This is a genomic window from Paraplanobispora takensis (assembly GCF_016863195.1).
GTDB lineage: Bacteria > Actinomycetota > Actinomycetes > Streptosporangiales > Streptosporangiaceae > Planobispora > Planobispora takensis.
On the sequence record NZ_BOOK01000012.1, the window covers coordinates 1 to 16,178 of the forward strand.

Annotated in this window: 14 protein-coding genes; 12 read left to right on the plus strand and 2 right to left on the minus strand. The window is 73.3% G+C overall.

Translation table 11 applies throughout. The features are described from left to right. Positions 1 to 398: 398 nt before the first annotated feature. Complete coding sequence (locus tag Pta02_RS08955; RefSeq protein WP_203874247.1) at positions 399 to 1,751, minus strand: DUF1015 family protein; 1,353 nt, start codon at positions 1,749 to 1,751, stop codon at positions 399 to 401. Positions 1,752 to 1,862: 111 nt separating this feature from the next. Here Pta02_RS08955 and Pta02_RS08960 point away from each other — a divergent pair, with 111 nt between their 5' ends. Together Pta02_RS08960 and Pta02_RS08965 are read left to right on the plus strand one after the other, a co-directional pair. Continuing rightward, complete coding sequence (locus tag Pta02_RS08960; RefSeq protein WP_203874248.1) at positions 1,863 to 2,339, plus strand: tetratricopeptide repeat protein; 477 nt, start codon at positions 1,863 to 1,865, stop codon at positions 2,337 to 2,339. A gap of 130 nt (positions 2,340 to 2,469) precedes the next feature. Then, positions 2,470 to 3,489 (plus strand): HAD-IIA family hydrolase, encoded by a 1,020-nt coding sequence (locus Pta02_RS08965; RefSeq protein ID WP_203874249.1) that lies wholly within the window; start codon positions 2,470 to 2,472, stop codon positions 3,487 to 3,489. Between the two features lie 401 nt (positions 3,490 to 3,890). Here Pta02_RS08965 and Pta02_RS08970 read toward each other — a convergent pair whose 3' ends face one another. Beyond that, positions 3,891 to 4,238: an SCP2 sterol-binding domain-containing protein gene (locus Pta02_RS08970; protein WP_203874250.1), complete on the minus strand. Its 348-nt coding sequence runs from the start codon at positions 4,236 to 4,238 to the stop codon at positions 3,891 to 3,893. A 122-nt stretch (positions 4,239 to 4,360) separates the two neighbouring features. Here Pta02_RS08970 and Pta02_RS08975 point away from each other — a divergent pair, with 122 nt between their 5' ends. The 10 genes from Pta02_RS08975 (at position 4,361) to Pta02_RS09020 (ending at position 16,145) form a co-directional block, all read left to right on the plus strand. Beyond that, positions 4,361 to 6,136, plus strand: a complete 1,776-nt coding sequence (locus Pta02_RS08975; RefSeq protein ID WP_203874251.1) for a phasin family protein — start codon at positions 4,361 to 4,363, stop codon at positions 6,134 to 6,136. Beyond that, the gene (locus Pta02_RS08980; protein ID WP_203874252.1) at positions 6,133 to 6,306 is read left to right on the plus strand and encodes a hypothetical protein; all 174 of its coding nucleotides are present in this window, start codon (positions 6,133 to 6,135) and stop codon (positions 6,304 to 6,306) included. The genes Pta02_RS08975 and Pta02_RS08980 overlap by 4 nt, the downstream gene beginning before the upstream one ends. Continuing rightward, the gene (locus Pta02_RS08985) at positions 6,303 to 7,121 is read left to right on the plus strand and encodes a TlyA family RNA methyltransferase (RefSeq protein WP_203874253.1); all 819 of its coding nucleotides are present in this window, start codon (positions 6,303 to 6,305) and stop codon (positions 7,119 to 7,121) included. The genes Pta02_RS08980 and Pta02_RS08985 overlap by 4 nt, the downstream gene beginning before the upstream one ends. Before the next feature lie 25 nt (positions 7,122 to 7,146). Continuing rightward, entirely contained in the window at positions 7,147 to 8,052 is a 906-nt protein-coding gene (locus tag Pta02_RS08990) for an NAD kinase (RefSeq protein WP_203874254.1), read from the plus strand. An 88-nt stretch (positions 8,053 to 8,140) separates the two neighbouring features. Next, positions 8,141 to 9,853 carry a DNA repair protein RecN gene (gene recN / locus Pta02_RS08995; RefSeq protein WP_203874255.1) on the plus strand — a complete coding sequence of 571 codons (1,713 nt, stop codon included), beginning with the start codon at positions 8,141 to 8,143 and terminating at the stop codon, positions 9,851 to 9,853. A gap of 115 nt (positions 9,854 to 9,968) precedes the next feature. Beyond that, the gene (gene steA, locus Pta02_RS09000; RefSeq protein ID WP_203874349.1) at positions 9,969 to 11,171 is read left to right on the plus strand and encodes a putative cytokinetic ring protein SteA; all 1,203 of its coding nucleotides are present in this window, start codon (positions 9,969 to 9,971) and stop codon (positions 11,169 to 11,171) included. Beyond that, the gene (locus Pta02_RS09005; RefSeq protein WP_203874256.1) at positions 11,168 to 12,181 is read left to right on the plus strand and encodes a copper transporter; all 1,014 of its coding nucleotides are present in this window, start codon (positions 11,168 to 11,170) and stop codon (positions 12,179 to 12,181) included. Before steA ends, Pta02_RS09005 begins: the two co-directional genes overlap by 4 nt. Positions 12,182 to 12,186: 5 nt before the next feature. Beyond that, positions 12,187 to 13,050, plus strand: coding sequence for a hypothetical protein (locus tag Pta02_RS09010; protein ID WP_203874257.1), 864 nt, complete (start codon positions 12,187 to 12,189; stop codon positions 13,048 to 13,050). After that, a complete protein-coding gene (murJ, locus tag Pta02_RS09015; RefSeq protein WP_275423568.1) occupies positions 13,050 to 14,855 on the plus strand; it encodes a murein biosynthesis integral membrane protein MurJ in 1,806 nt (601 codons plus the stop codon). Before Pta02_RS09010 ends, murJ begins: the two co-directional genes overlap by 1 nt. A 144-nt stretch (positions 14,856 to 14,999) precedes the next feature. After that, positions 15,000 to 16,145, plus strand: coding sequence for a glycosyltransferase family 4 protein (locus Pta02_RS09020; protein ID WP_239130001.1), 1,146 nt, complete (start codon positions 15,000 to 15,002; stop codon positions 16,143 to 16,145). Positions 16,146 to 16,178 lie beyond the last annotated feature (33 nt).

Here is a 16,178-nt window from a genome sequence, read left to right on the forward strand (position 1 = left end):
CGGGACCGCACCCGTGCCCCACGATGCCGGGACCGCACCCGTGCCCCACGATGCCGGGACCGCACCCGTGCCCCACGATGCCGGGACCGCATCCATACCTCGCGACGCCGGGTCCGTTCCCGCGTTTTCCCTCGCCGGTCCCGCAGCGGTGTTCTCCGATGCCGGTTCTGCTCCCGATCTTTCCGGCGACGAGGATCGGGATGCCGTCGGTGAAGTCTCGCTCCCGGCTCCCGCGTCGCCCCGTCCGCTCGGGTTCCCGCCGCCGGACGATCCGCCTTCCCCGCCCTCCCACGCCGGGCCCGCGCTGGTGCTCCACGATGGCGAAACCGTCCGGGCGACCGCTTCCCCCGCCCCGTCCGAGGAGGCCTCTCCTGACGTCGGGTCCGGCCGGGCGATGCTCAACGCTGCGGGCTGGGAGTGAGCAGGCGCATGACCAGGCCGGTGCGCGGTTTGGGACCGAAGGAGGTGGACTTGCGGGGCACCCGCTCTCCCTGCGCCGCGACGGCGAGCACGTCGTCGACCGCGAGGGGGTTCATCAGTACGGCGGTGCCTCCGCAGTCACGGGCGAGGCGCGCCGCGGCCTCGGGATCGTGGTGCACGATGCGGACCGATTGCTCGTCGTCCCTCGTCCCCCAGACCCGGGGAAGCAGGAACTCCGCGAGGACGGAGGTGTTCAGGGCCTGCCAGCGAGCCGACCGGCCGGCGGGCATGGCGCGTTGGACCCGCCGCCGGTCGGGATCGGTGATCAGATGGGCGGATCCTCCGGCCGTCAGCAGGAATGCGGGCTCCCGGGCCTCCCGCAGCGCTGCGAGACCGATGGCCAGGTCGGGATGCTCGTGCACCTGCCACGCTGTCTTGGCCCGGTTCACCGCCTCCTCCAGAGGCAGTCCCGGGACGACCCGGTGGATGGCCTTCAGATCCGGCGGATAGGCGTCGGAGTCCACCAGGAGGGCCAGACCGAAGTCCCAGGGCTGGGCTCCGCCATGGGGCCGGCTGCCCGGGCCGGTGCCGCCGCCGGTCCTCCCACGCACGGCCGCGCCGTCCCCGGGTCCGGCGGTGAGATGGTGGTCGGCCTGGAGGGCGCGGTAGGTGGCGTAGCGGTGGTGTCCGTCGGCGATGAGCGCTTGGCGGGGGCGCAGGTCGGTGTCGATGGCGGCGAGTTCGTCCGGGTCGGTGACGGCCCACAGGCGATGGGCGATCCCGTCGCCGGTCTCGGTCTCGACCAGCGGCGTGCGGGAGGCGGCGATCAGGTCGACGAGACGGGTGGCGGTGCCGTCCCGCCCTCCGTAGAGCAGGAAGATGGGTTCCAGGTTCGCCTCGGTCGTGCGCATGAGCGCCAGGCGGTCGGCCACGGGACCGGGCATGACGTCCTCGTGCGGCAGGATCGTCCGCTGCTCGGGAGCGGCCAGGGCCACCTCTGCGATGAGCCCGCGCTGCAGGATCCCCGGACCGCTCTGCTCGTAGACGTACACCGCCGGTTCCTCGTCGGTGACGAGGACCCCTGAGGAGAGCCAGGAGTGCAGGGTCTGCCGGGCCTCGGCATACCTGTGGTGATCGGTCCCGGGAAGGATCAGCCGTACGACGTTGTTGGGGTGGGCATCGAGTAGTTCCCGGACACCGGTCTCTCCGATGAGGTCGTAGGGAGGCGACGTCACCGCGGCCAGATCGTCGACCGCGAACCGCACACCGCGGAACGGACGTAGCACCAGTCCGTCGGGCACCGGCAGTTCAGGATGCGCCATAGGGGGCATGCTGCCATAAAGGCCCGAAGCGTCCAGTTGCCGCTCCGAGGAAGCAGTGGCTTCTGGTCCGTCGAGGAGTCGGTCAGGTCGGTCGTCCGCTGATGAAGGAGGCCTCACACAATGGTCCAAGGACATGGTGGTCCGTCTGATTCCCCCGAATCGGAGGCGGGCGCGCCGGCGGGGGAGGTCTACGACTGGTTCCAGCGGGGGATGAAACTCCTGTCCGAGGGCAGCCCCGCGGCAGCCGCCGCACTGCTGGAACGCGCCGCCGACGCCGAGCCCGAGTCCCGGAGCATCCGCGAGGCCCTCGCCCGCGCCCAGTTCAACTCCCGGCAGTACGCCGACGCTGCTGACAGCTTCCGCTGGATCGTCGACAGCAATCCCGCGGAGGACTACGCCTACTTCGGCCTGGGCCTGTCCCTGTGGAGGACCGGTGACATGGAGGGCGCTCAGGAGCCGCTGGCCATCGCCGTCGCGATGAGGCCCGACCAGAAGGATTACGTGTCGGCCCTCAAGAGCGTGCGCGCCACGCTGCGTGCCCGCGAGAACGACCCTGAGGGCCGCTGGGCCGAACAGGTGCGTCGCCCCGACCGGTGACCCGGCATACCGCACCGTACGGCGGGCGGGGCCGGTACGGGGATGGGACAGCCGACGGCCGTGCCGGGCGGGGGCGGTGTGCGGATGAGGTGGTCGACGGCCGTGCCGGACGGACTGATGGAATGAACGGGTGCATTCACAGACGCTGATCGATGCCTACGACACCCTGCTGCTGGACCTGGACGGAGTGGTGTACCTCGGTCGCGACGCCGTACCGGGGGCTCCGGAGGCGTTGCGGCAGGCACAGGAACGCGGCGTACGGCTCGCGTACGTCACCAACAACGCCTCCCGCACCCCCGGCGCCATCGCCCAGCACCTCAGTGCGCTCGGCGCTCCGGCGACCCCCGACGACGTGGTCACCTCGGCCCAGGCGGCCGCGCGTCTGGTCGCCGAGCGCGTCGAGCCGGGCGCGGCCGTACTGGTCGTCGGCGGGATGGGGTTGCGTGGCGCGCTTCGAGCCCACGGGCTGCGGCCGGTCAGCACCGCGATCGAGGAGCCGGTGGCGGTGGTCCAGGGCATCGCTCCCGACCTCTCCTACGGCCTGCTGGCGGAGGGCACGCTGGCCGTACGGCGGGGCGCGCTGTTCGTCGCCGCGAACGCGGACTCGACCATGCCGACGGGCCGGGGAGAGTTGCCCGGCAACGGGGCCATGACCCGGGTGATCGCCACCGCGACCGGGGTGGAGCCGGTCGTGGCGGGCAAGCCCGAGCCGCCGCTGCACCGCGAGTCGATGCTGCGGACCGCCGCGCGACGGCCGCTGGTCGTCGGCGACCGGCTCGACACCGACGTCGAGGGGGCGGTCAACGCCGGAGTGGACAGTCTGCTGGTGCTGACCGGGGTGGCGGGCCCGCTCGATCTGCTGACCGCCGATCCGCGGCACCGCCCCACCTACGTCGGCGCGGGCCTGACCGCTCTGCACGAGCCGTACGTCTCCCCTCGCCGGAGCGCGGAGGGATGGCGCTGCGGAGAATGGCTCGCGACCTGGACGGCGGACCGGGGCCTGTCCCTGGAGGGGCAGGGCGACCCCGTCGAAGGACTGCGGGCGGCCTGCGCCGCCGTCTGGGAGGGCGTCGGCGATGCGAAGGCCGACGAGGACGCCGTCAAGCCCGCCCTCGCCTCCTCACCCTTCGCAGATCTCTCCTCCCGCTGACCGTCTTGTCCCGAAGAGCCCTCTGCGCCGAGGAGGGAACTCCCGGACACCCTGCCCGGGAAACGAAAGGCGGAGGCGTTCTCCCGGGAGAAAACGGTCCTCTCGCGATAAGACGGATTTGCCGGGCACTGGCCAGGAGGTTCCCCGGGTGCCGGGGGGCTATCCGCTGCCCTGCCTCGGATCGGTCTCTCCCCGCTGAGCAGGGCGGCTCTTGAGGCGTCCGCTGTCCTCACGTGGGCGTGGCGGTTTCCACGGAGCCGGAGTCTGGTTGCCGGTCGTCCTGCCCGGACCGGCCCTTTCCCGTTCAGACGGGCCGGGACTTCCTGTGGGCGGAGGGATGACTCTCCGGCCGGGCCGGGAATGCCCGTGCCGACCCCGGCCCGTCGGGGCCGGGGCGGTCGTCACAGGAGCTTGCGGAGGCGCAGGAGGTCGCCGAAGCTGGCGTCGATTTTGACTCGGCCGCTGAACACGGCGCGTCCCATGTCGAGTTCGCCGTTGACCAGGGCGACCAGGTCGTCGCTGGCGATGGTGAGCTTCACATCGGCCGGAGGGGCGTCGGCCGGAGGGCTGTCATCGAAGGGGCCGAGGCCGCCATGGTGGATGCGGCCGTAGAAGGTGACCCCCAGATCGCTGACATGGCAGCTGATGCTGCGTTCCACCACGTGCTTGGCGCGGCTTTCCTGGTCAACCTCGTCGAACTGCTCGCCGAGTTTCCGCAGTGCCACCCGGCACTCGTCGACGGTCGCCATCGAGTGGCGCTCCTTTCTTTCCGGGCCGGTCAGAATCCCTCTCATCTACGGACGGTAGCGTTCCATATAGACACACTGTGCTATCCAGCGCGTGGGGGTGCGCTGGAAAGGAGGCTTCTGCCATGGTGTTCGAAGCACTGCGGGGGTACGTACAGGGAGCTACCGGCCTCACAGAGATGACAACGAGCAAGGCCCGCGCGATAGTTCGCGACCTGCTCGCCTCGGGGGAAACCGGTCTGTCCCAGATGTCCGGCCAGGTCGACAAGATGGCCAAGGAACTCGTCGCGACGGGCAAGGCCAACCGTGACCAGCTCAACGAAATGATCAAGTCTGAGGTGGGACGCCTGCTCGACAGGCTCGACCTGCCCCGTTCCGAGGAGATCGACCGGCTCGGGAGCCGGATCGCGCAGTTGGAAGCCGTGCTCTCCGAGGCCGGAGAAGCGATCATGTCCACGGCGGCCTCACCGAGGACCGCCACCTCCAGGGCCGCCGCCGGAGTCGCGGAGACGATGTCGGCGATCAAGGCGATCATCGACGGGAACGGTCCCGTGGCCAAGCAGGCCGAGCCGGCGAAAACTGGCGGGATGGGCTCCAATGTTCCCCGGGGCGCCGAGACGGGCACCGCGGGGACGGAGTCGGTGGTCCGCGTGGCGACGGACGATGCGGGGGGCTCGCTGGTGACCAGCCCCGCGAAGGAGCTCATCGACGACCTCCTGGGCGCCGGGGCGACGTTGTCCACCATGGAGGGCGCCGGGGAGAAGAGCGGCACGGCGACCGCTGCGAAGACCGCCCGAAGGAAGACCGCCACGGCGAAGGGCACGGAGCAGCCCGCGGCGACCGGTTCGGCCGCCCCGCGGAGCCGTGCCTCCACTCGGAAGGCCACCACGAAGGCCGCCTCCGCTCCGGAGACCGTTGTCACGACGGAGGAAGCGGCTCCAGGCGGGCGGAGCACGGCTGCTTCGGGCAGGCGGGCCCCGGCGCGGAAGGCCGCTTCCAGTGCGGAAACCACCCCGGCGGGAGAGACGGCTCCGAGTAAGCGGGCCTCGGCGCGGAAGGCCGCCTCCGTTCCGGAGACCGCCGCCACGATCGAGGAGACCGCCCCGCGCAGACGGCCTTCGGCGCGGAAGACCGCTTCAAGTGCGGAAGCCACCTCGGCGGGGGAGACGGCTCCGAGTGGGCGGGCCTCGGCGCGGAAGGCCGCCTCCGCGGACAAGGAGACCGTTTCGCGCGGTCGGGGCACCCGTACGGCGGCTGCGGTGAAGGGGGCCGTGGAGACGGCTTCAGTGGCCGTGCCGGGGCAAGGGGATGCCGGGGGCTCCGCGGGTGGGGATTCCACGGCCGCCGAGGGCCATGCGGGATCCACGGGTTCCCCGGGCGTCAGGGGCTCCGCTGGTGGCGCCAAGAGTGCCAAGAGCGCCAGAGTTTCCAAGGGTGCCAAGGGTGCGGCGGACACGGATGCCATGGATGCCATGATCTCCGCGGGTGCCGCGGGTGCCATGGTCACCATGGACGCTGAGAGCCTTGCGGGCGGCGAGACCGCCGCGGGCGCAGGCTCTGCCGGTTCCGAAGCCGACGCGAAGCCCGCAGGAGGCCGGGCTGAGAAGAAGGGCGGCAAGTTGGGCATGGCCGCCGAGGCGACCGCCAAGGTCTCCGCTGCGGACCCGGATGAGACCGTCGGCACGACGGGCGGCGCCGGTTCCGATACGGCCGTTGGTGCGACGGGGGGCGCCGGTTCCGATACGGTCGAGGGGTCCACGGGCGGGACGGCTCGCACGCCGCGTGCCCGGGGGACCACAAAGACCACAAAGGCCGCCAAAGCCCCCAAGGCCAGTAGCAACGCCACGAAAACCCCCAAGGCTGCGAAGGCAGCGAAGAGGACCTCCGGAGGGAGCGCATGACGGACGCGCTTGACCAGACCGGCGACGAGCGGGTGGACGCCGCCCTGGGCGCCCTCGCCGCGCTCGACGGCCTGCCCGTGGCGGCGCACGTGAGCGTGTTCGAGGAGGTGTTCTCCGGGCTGGAGCGGGCGCTCGCCGCGGCGGACGACATCCCGGACCAGCCGCGGTGAGCCGCCGCGCGCGTCTGGACAGCGAGCTCGTCCGCCGGAAGCTGGCGCGTTCCCGCGAGCACGCGGCCCAGCTCATCGAGGCGGGCCGGGTCACCGTCGGCGGCCGGTCGGCGAGCAAGCCCGCCACGCAGGTGGACACCGCCTCGGCGATCGTGGTCGCCGAGGCGGCGGAGGGGCCCGACTACGTCTCCCGGGGGGCGCACAAGCTCCTGGGGGCCCTGGAGGCGTTCGGCCCGAGGGGGCTGGTCGTCGAGGGCCGCCGCTGCCTGGACGCCGGAGCCTCCACCGGCGGCTTCACCGACGTACTGCTGCGCAACGGCGCGGCGCACGTGCTGGCCGTCGACGTCGGCTACGGCCAGCTCGCCTGGTCGCTGCGGACCGACGAGCGGGTCACCGTCATGGAGCGGGTCAACGTCAGGGACCTGACCCCGGACATGGTCGGCGAGCCCCCCACGCTCGTGGTCGGTGACCTGTCGTTCATCTCGCTGCGGCTGGTGCTGCCCGCCCTGGCCGCCTGCGCGGCCCCCGCGGCCGACTTCGCGATGCTGGTCAAGCCGCAGTTCGAGGTCGGCAGGGAACGGGTCGGGGCGGGCGGGGTCGTCAGGGACCCCGCGCTGCGCGCCGAGGCGGTGCAGGATGTGGCCGAGGCCGCGCAGTCGCTCGGCCTCACCGTGCGGGGCGTCACCGCGAGTCCTCTGCCGGGCCCGTCGGGCAACGTCGAGTACGTCATCTGGCTGGGCAAGGGAGAGGGTGCGCCCCCGGTCGAGGACGTCGCCGCCGAGATCGCGCGCGCGGTGGCGGAAGGCCCCCGATAGTGACGACCCCCCCGGAGAGCAGCCCATGACAGCCAAGCGCATCGTGCTCGTCACCGCCCACACCGGGCGCAAGGCGGCCGTCGACAGCGCCCGGATGGTGATCAGCCGGCTCGTGGAGGCGGGCTTCACCGTGCGCGTGCTCCAGTCGGAGGCCGAGGAGATCGGTTGCGCGGGCGCCGAGATGGTGTCCGCGAGTCTCGCCGCGGTCCAGGACGCCGAGATGATGATCGTGCTGGGCGGCGACGGCAGCCTGCTGCGGGCCGCGGAGCTGGCCCGCCCCGCCGGAGTGCCGCTGCTGGGCGTCAACCTCGGGCACGTCGGATTCCTGGCCGAGGCCGAGGCCGAGGACCTGTCGGTCACCGTCGACTGCGTGGTGCAGGGCCGCTACGACGTCGAGGAGCGGATGACCATCGAGGTCGTGGCCCGGCTCAACGGCCAGCTGCTGGCCGACACGTGGGCGCTCAACGAGGCCACCGTGGAAAAGCGCGAGCGCATGCTGGAGGTGGTCGCCGAGATCGACGGCCGGCCGCTGTCGCGCTGGGGCTGCGACGGCGTCATCTGCGCCACCCCGACCGGCTCCACCGCCTACGCGTTCTCCGCGGGCGGGCCCGTGGTCTGGCCGGAGGTGGAGGCGCTGCTGCTGGTCCCGATCAGTGCCCACGCCCTGTTCGCCCGGCCGCTGGTCGTCTCGCCCCGCTCCGCCCTGGCGCTGGAGGTCCAGCCGCAGACGGCCGGCGCGGTGCTGTGGTGCGACGGCCGCCGGCGCTACGATCTGCCCGCCGGCGCGCGGGTCGAGGTGCGCCGGGGCGAGGTGCCGGTACGGCTCGCGCGGCTGCACGGCGTGGAGGACACCGGGGCGCCGTTCACGGATCGGCTGGTCGCCAAATTCGACCTCCCCGTTCAGGGTTGGCGTGGCAGGGTGCGGTCATAGTGTGTCGGGCGATGCCGGCTCCGAACGCGTAGGATCGTGCCGCGCACCGCACTGGTGTTCGGTGAATTCGATGTGACGGGAGGGACCAGTGCGACCCAGGGTCGAGGAGGTCCGCATCCAGGGACTCGGCGTGATCGACGAGGCCGTCCTGGAGCTATCACCGGGATTCACCGTGGTCACGGGCGAGACCGGCGCGGGGAAGACCATGGTGGTGACCGGCCTCGGGCTGCTGTTCGGCGGGCGCGCCGACCCCGCCCGGGTCCGTCCGGGTTCGGACAAGGCCGTCGTCGACGGCACGCTCCTGGTCGACCCGAAGAGCCGGGTGGCCCAGCAGGTCGAGGACGTCGGCGGTGAGATCGAGGACGGCCAGCTGATCATCTCACGCACCGTCTCGGCCGAGGGCCGCAGCCGGGCCTGGCTGGGCGGGCGCAGCGTCCCGGTGGGCACGCTCACCTACCTGGCCGACGACCTGGTGGCCGTGCACGGCCAGATGGACCAGCAGCGGCTGCTGCAGCCCGGCCGCCAGCGCGCCGCCCTGGACCGCTACGCCGGTGACGACCTGGTCAAGCCGTTGCGCGCCTACGAGCAGGCCTACCGGCGCCACAAGCAGATCTCCGAGCAGCTGACCGAGCTGACCGCCAGGGCCAAGGAGCGCGCCCAGGAGGCCGACCTGCTCAGGTTCGGGCTGGAGGAGGTCGAGAAGGCCGACCCCAAGGCGGGTGAGGACGTCGCGCTCCGCGAGGAGGAGGACCGCCTCTCCCACGCCGACTCCCTCAGGAGCGCCGCGGAGACGGCCCACACGGCGCTGCTCGGCGACCCGATGTCGGGTGAGCAGGGCCTGCAGGACGCCGTCTCGCTGGTGGGGCAGGCCCGCGCCGCCGTGGAGGCGGTCCGCGACGTCGACCCGGCGCTGGCCGGGATCGCCGACCGCCTCGCCGAGGCCGGCTACCTGATCTCCGACGTCGCCACCGAGCTGGCCGCCTACGCCGAGTCGGTCGAGGCCGACCCGGCCCGGCTGGCGGCCGTGCAGGAGCGCCGGGCCGTGGTCACCCACCTCGTGCGCAAGTACGGCGAGGACACCACGGCGGTGCTCGACTGGGCCGAGCAGGCCGCGCTGCGCCTGACCGAGCTGGAGGGCGACGACGACCGGATCGGCGAGCTCACCCGCGAGCAGGAGGAGCTCACCGCCCGCCTCACCGATCTGGCCGCCGAGCTCACCCGGGTCCGTACGGCCGCCGCCGAGCGGTTCGGGCGGGCCGTCACCGAGGAGCTCACCGCGCTGGCGATGCCGCACGCGCGCGTCGTGGTCGACATCACCGCGGCCGGCGACTTCGGCCCGTACGGCGTGGACGAGGTCGAGCTGCGCATGTCCCCGCACCCCGCCTCGCCGCCGCTGCCGCTGAACAAGGGGGCCTCCGGAGGCGAGCTGAGCCGGGTCATGCTCGCCATCGAGGTGGTCTTCGCCGGTGCCGACCCGGTGCCGACGTTCGTCTTCGACGAGGTCGACGCGGGCGTGGGCGGCAAGGCGGCGGTCGAGATCGGGCGGCGCCTGGCCCGCCTGGCCCGCACCGCCCAGGTGATCGTGGTCACCCACCTGCCCCAGGTGGCCGCCTTCGCCGACCAGCACCTGGTCGTGGAGAAGGACAGCGACGGCACCGTGGTGCGCAGCGGCGTGGTCGCCCTCGACAGGGACGGCCGGACCCGCGAGCTGTCCCGCATGCTGGCCGGTCTGGAGGACTCCGAGCTCGGCCGCGCGCACGCCGAGGAGCTCCTGGCGATAGCGGCCGCCGACAAGGGATGAGCGGCCGGAACGCGGGTTCCGGGAGGCGTGATCGGCCGCCGATCCGCTGTGACAAGGCTGACACGCGGCCGGGGACATGGCTCACCTGCCCGTTTCCTCTGGCAGGATGGTCATGATGAAGGTGCCGGCTGACGAGCTTCAGCGCAAGCTCACGGGTTACCTCCGCCGCAGGAAGGTCAGCGACCTTCCCGGGGTGACGGCAGTGGCGAGGATCGACCGCCGGACCAAGAGACTGACCAAGCGTCTCAAGGCCGGGGAAATCGCGATCATCGACCATGTCGACGTCGACCGGGTGAGCGCGGAGGCGCTTGTCGCGTGCGGCGCGGCGGGCGTGGTCAACGTCGCGGCCGGCATCAGCGGGCGCTACCCCAACCTGGGCCCGCAGATCATCGTCGAGACCGGGGTGCCGTTCGTCGACAACGCGACGCCCGAGCTGTTCGAGCGCGTCAGGGACGGCGACCTGATCCGCCTGCACGAGGGCGCCGTCTACCTCGACGAGGAGATGGTCGGCAAGGGCGACGTGCAGACGGCCGAGTCCGTCGAGGCCGCCATGGCCGAGGCGCGGGCCGGGCTGGCCGTGCAGATCGAGGCGTTCGCCGTCAACACGATGGAGTACGTCCGCCGCGAGAGCGACCTGCTCATCGACGGGGCCGGCGTGCCCGACATCAAGACCCCCATGGACGGCCGGCACGTCCTCATCGTGGTGCGCGGATACCACTACAAGGAGGACATCGCCGCCCTGCGCCCCTACCTCAGGGAGTACCGCCCGGTCATGATCGGGGTGGACGGCGGCGCCGACGCGCTGCTGGAGGCGGGCTACGTCCCCGATGTGATCGTGGGGGACTTCGACTCGGTCTCCACCAAGGCGCTGACCTGCGGCGCCGAGCTGGTCGTGCACGCCTACCGGGACGGCCGCGCGCCGGGCCTGGAGCGGGTGGAGCAGCTCGGCCTGTCCGCGGAGATCTTCCCGTCGATCGGCACCAGCGAGGACATCGCGATGCTGATCGCCGACGACAAGGGCGCCGAGCTGATCGTCGCGGTCGGCACGCACTGGACTCTTGAGGAGTTCCTCGACAAGGGGCGCTCGGGCATGGCCAGCACCCTCCTCACCCGCCTGCGGGTGGGCAGCAAGCTCATCGACGCCAAGGGCGTCAGCCGGCTCTACCGCAGCCGGATCTCCACTCCGTCCCTGCTCATCCTGGCCGTCGTCGCACTGATCACCATGGGGGTCGCGGTCTTCTCCACCCCGGTGGGCAGGATCTGGCTGGACGACGCCTGGAACGCCTTCGTCTTCTGGTTGGTCGGACTCTTCTCGTGATCGATTTCCGTTATCACCTCGTCTCCATCATCGCGATCTTCGTCGCGCTGTCGGTCGGCATCGTGCTGGGCACGACCCTGCTCGAAGAGCCCACCATCCAGGCCGCCGAGGCCGTCGCCGACACGCTCCAGAAGGGCAACAGCGAGCTGCGCGCCGCGAACGAGATCCTGACCGACATGAAGACGGGCAACGACGCCTTCGTCACCTCGCACGCCGCCGAGCTCGTCGAGGGCGGCCTGGCGGGGGAGAGCGTCGTGATCGTGGAGGCCCCCGGCGCCGCGCCGGGCATGAGCGAGGCCGTCCAGCAGATGATCGAGCTGGCGGGGGCGACGGTGACCGGCCAGGTCACCCTCACCGACAAATACGTCGACCCCACCCAGTCGGTCTTCATCGACCGGCTGGCCACCGGCGTCAAGCCCGTCGACATGGTCTTCCCCGCCGAGGACACCGCCTACGACAAGGCCGCCGCGGTGCTGACCGGCGCGCTCGTGAACACGGTCCCGGACACCGCGGGCAAGGACGACCCGCCCGGCAGCGGGGTCCTCGACGCCTTCCAGCGGGCGGACCTGCTCAACGTCACCCTCGGACCCGCCGCCCAGGCCGGCGGGGCGGAACAGATCGCCAGGGCGGGCCTGGCGGTGCTGGTCGCCCCCGCGGAGCCGTACACCGGAGAGAGCGCCGCCACCCAGGCGGGCGCGATCGTGTCGCTGGCGCTCGGACTGGACGAGGGCTCCCGGGGCAGCGTGCTGACCGGCCTCCTGCGCGCGACCTCGGCGGGCGGCGTCGTGGCCGCGCTGCGCGACAACGCCGTGGCGGCGGAGAAGGTCTCCAGCGTGGACACCGCCGATATTCCCGCGGGCCGCGTCGTGGTGGTCTACGCTCTTCGGGAGCAGCTGTCCGGGGTCACCGGCCAGTACGGCCTCGGCCCCGACGCCTCCGCCTTCGAGCCCAGCGCGCCGGCGCCCACGGCCTCCCCGTCCACGCCGCCCACGGCCCCTTCCGGAGGATGATCCCGATGGCTCGTCGCGCTCTCGTCGGCGCTCTGGCCGGTGCCGCGCTCGGCGCGGTGGCCGCCCGCGCGGCCTATGCCGCCTTCAGGCGCAGGCCGCCGATCGGTGATGCCGAGACCTGGAACCGGACCAACCACCGGGGCGAGCCGATCACCCTGCTGGAGGGGCCGGCCTTCGTCGCGGGCGCGGCCGCGGCCGCGACGGTCGTCCCCGGCCTGCCCGCGCGGGTGCGCGCGGCCGCGCTGCTGGCCGCCGCCGGGGCCGGCGGGCTCGGCGCCTATGACGACCTGTACGGCGTGACCTCCTCCAAGGGGTTCAGGGGACACCTGGGCGCACTGGCCAAGGGTGAGGTCACCAGCGGTGCCATGAAGATCATCGGCATCGGCGTGACCGGCCTGGCCGCGGCGGCCCTGACCTCGCGCTGCCCGGCCGACATCGCGGTCAACGGCGCGCTGGTCGCCGGGAGCGCGAACCTGGCCAACCTGTTCGACCTGCGTCCCGGCCGTGCGATCAAGGTCGGCCTGATCTGCGGCGCGCCGCTGCTGGCCGCCTCCGTGCTCGGGGACGCCCCGGCCGCCGCGGCCGTCGCCGCGCTGCCGGCCGGCGCCGCCGCCGCGCTCCTGCCCGAGGACCTGGGCGAGCGGGCGATGCTGGGCGACGCCGGGGCCAACGCGCTGGGCGCGCTGCTGGGCCTGGCCGCCGCCCTCACCCTGGGCCGGCCCGGCCGCCTGGCGGTGCTGGGCACCGTGGTCGCGCTGACCGCCGCCTCGGAGAAGATCAGCTTCACCCGCGTCATCGCCGGTAACCGCGTGCTCAACCGGATCGACATGCTCGGCCGCCGCCCCGTGGAGCAGGCACCCGTCCACTGATGACCAGGAAGATCGGTCAGGGGATCGCGGGAGCGGCGATCCTCATCGGAGCCGTGACCGTGGTGGCCCGGATCGTCGGGTTCGGCAGGTACTACGTCCAGTCGCACACCGTCGGCAACTCCTGCCTGAGCACCGCCTACAACACCGCCAACTACGTGCCGAACATCGTCTTCGAGCTGGTCGCCGGGGGCGCGCTGGCGGGGATGGTGGTGCCGGTGCTGGCCTCGGCGGCCTCGCGGTCCGCCGAGGACCCGCAGGCCAGGGCCGAGGCCGGACGGATCACCTCGGCGCTGCTCACCTGGACGCTGCTGGCGCTAGTCCCGCTGACCCTGCTGATCGCGGTGTTCGCCGGGCCGGTCGTCTCGCTGCTGGTCGGCGACGTCGGCAGTGAACCGGGTGCCCGCCCGTGCGACGTCTCCCAGGTGATCGCGGTGGGCGCCGACATGCTGGTGGTGTTCGCCCCCCGGATGATCTTCTTCGGCCTGGCCGTCGTCCTGTACGGCGTGCTCCAGGCGCACCGGCGGTTCCTGGGCCCGGCCCTGGCGCCGCTGGTCTCCAGTCTGCTGATCGTCGTCTCCCACCTGGCCTTCACCTCGATCGACGCCGAGGCCGCCGGCGATCTGGGCGCGCTGACCACCGCGGGGGAGCTGACCCTGTCCCTCGGGGCGACCGTCGCCGCCGCCGCGATGGTCGTGACCGTGATCGGCCCGGTGAGCCGCCTGCGGCTGAGGCTGCGGCCGTCGCTGTCCTTCCCGCCGGGGGCGGGGGCACAGGCCCGGCGGCTCGCCACGGCCGGTCTCGCCGTGCTCGTCGTCCAGCAGATCACGCTGACCGTGGTGGTCGGGCTGACCAACGACCTGGGCGGAGACGGGGCGGTCGGCGTCTACACCTACGCCTGGGCGCTGTACCAGCTGCCGTTCGCGGTGCTCGCCGTCCCGGTGGCGACCAGCTCCTTCCCCACCCTGTCCACCCGCGCGGCCGAGGGGGACCGGGAGGGCTTCGACACCCTGGCCGCCTCGACCACGCGGGTGATCGTGCTGGTGATGGGCCTGTCGGCCGGGGTGATGGCGGCGGTCGCCATGCCGGTGGCGCGGGTGTTCCTGGAGGGCACGCCGGGCGGCGGCGTCCCGCAGGAGATGGCTGCGGGCGTGAGCTGGTTCGCGCCGGGGCTGGTCGGGTACGCGCTGATGCTCCACCTGGCCCGGATGCTGTACGCCTGCGGCCGGGGCCGATCGGCGGCCCTGGCCTCCGTGGCAGGCTGGGGGACGGCCCTGGTGGCGCAGATCCTGCTGGCCCGCACGGCCGACGGATCGGCCGAGGTGGTGGGGCGCCTGGCGATGGGCAGCACGATCGGGATGACGGTGGGCGGGATCCTGCTGGCCCTGACGGTGCTGCGGGCCCGGGGAGGCGCGGCTCTGGCGGGGAACTGGCGGGCGCTGGCGGCCGCCGTGGCCGGGGGAGCCGCCGCGTACGGGGCCGGGCTGGCCGTCGTGACGGCGGCCGGCGAGGTTCCCACGTGGGTGTGCGTGCCGCTCGGGGTGGGCGCGGCGGTGGCGGGGACGGCGGCGTTCGCGGCGGTGGCGGCGGTGCTCGACCGCCCGGACGCCCGTGCGCTGCTGGCCCGGCTGCCGCTGCGCCGCAGCCGCCGCGGCGGCGGAACCGGGGACGGCGGCGGAACCGGGGACGGCGGAACCGGGGACGGCGGCGGAACCGGGGACGGCGGAACCGGGGACGGCGGCACCGGGAGCGGCGGCGAGCGGCCGGGCGGCGGAGACGGGATCACGGTCGGGGACTCCGGTGGCTGAGCCGGGACCGCAGGCGGCCGGGGACCGGTCGAGGGCGACGGAAGCGGGAGCGGCGGGCGGTACGGCGAAGCCGGGAACGCGGACGGCGGGAAGGAACCGGGCATGACGGAGGCGGCGCCGCCGGCGGGCGGGGAGGAGGCGGGGATGACGGAGCCTGGTATGCGTGTGGCGTTCGTGCTGGGGACCAGCGCGGGCGGGGTCGGGCGGCATGTGGCGATGCTGGCCGGCGGGCTGGTACGGCGGGGGCACCGGGTGGTGGTGGCCGGACCGCCGAGCACCGAGGAGAGCTTCGGGTTCACCCGGCTCGGTGCCCGCTTCCTGCCGGTTCCCATCTCCGACCGGCCGCGTCCCGGCGGCGATCTGCGGGCGGTGCGCGCTCTGCGGGAGCTGCGCTCGGCGGAGGCCGTACACGCCCACGGGCTGCGGGCCGGGGCGCTGGCCGCCCTGGCTCTGGCCGGGACCGGGACCGGTCTGGCGGTGACGCTGCACAACGCGGCCACGGCGGGCGGGGCCGTGGGTGCGATCTACGGCGTCCTGGAGCGGATCGTCGCCCGCCGCGCCGACCGGGTCCTGGTGGTCTCCCCCGATCTGGGGGAGCGCATGACCGCCCTGGGGGCCCGGCAGGTCGAGCCCGCCGTCGTGCCCGCGCCCCCGCTGCCCTCCTCGGACCGGGAGCCGTGGGAGGTCCGGGCGCAGCTCGGCGCCGGTGACCGGCCGATCCTGCTGACCGTGGCCAGGCTCGCCCAGCAGAAGGGCCTGGAGACCCTCCTCGAGGTGGCGGCCGCCGTCGCCTCCGCAACCCCTGCGGAGCCGGAGACGCGGAGCCGGGAGGCGGGGAAGGACGGATCCGGGTCGGAGGCGCTGTTCCTCGTGGCGGGGGAGGGGCCGCTACGGGATGAGCTGCAGCGGCGGATCGACGCCCGGGGATTGCCGGTCCGGCTGCTGGGCAACCGGGACGACGTCGGGGACCTGCTCGGGGCGGCGCGGGCGCTGGTGGTGCCGAGCCGCTGGGAGGGTCAGCCGCTGAGCGTCCAGGAGGCGTTGCGCGCGGGGACCCCGGTGATCGCCACCGCCGTCGGGGGGATCCCGCCGATGGTGGGCCGCGCCGGGACGCTGGTGCCGTACGGTGACGCCCCCGCCATGAGCGAGGCGGTCCGCCGGGTGCTCGCCGACGACGGGTTCGCCCGGCGCCTGGCGGAGGAGGCCGTGCGCCGGGGCCGCGAGCTGCCCGGCGAGGCTGAGGCGCTGGAGGCCGTACTGGCCGTCTACACCGGGCTCCGGCGCCCCTGAGAAGAACCGCGCCACCCGCCCGCGCCGGGCGCT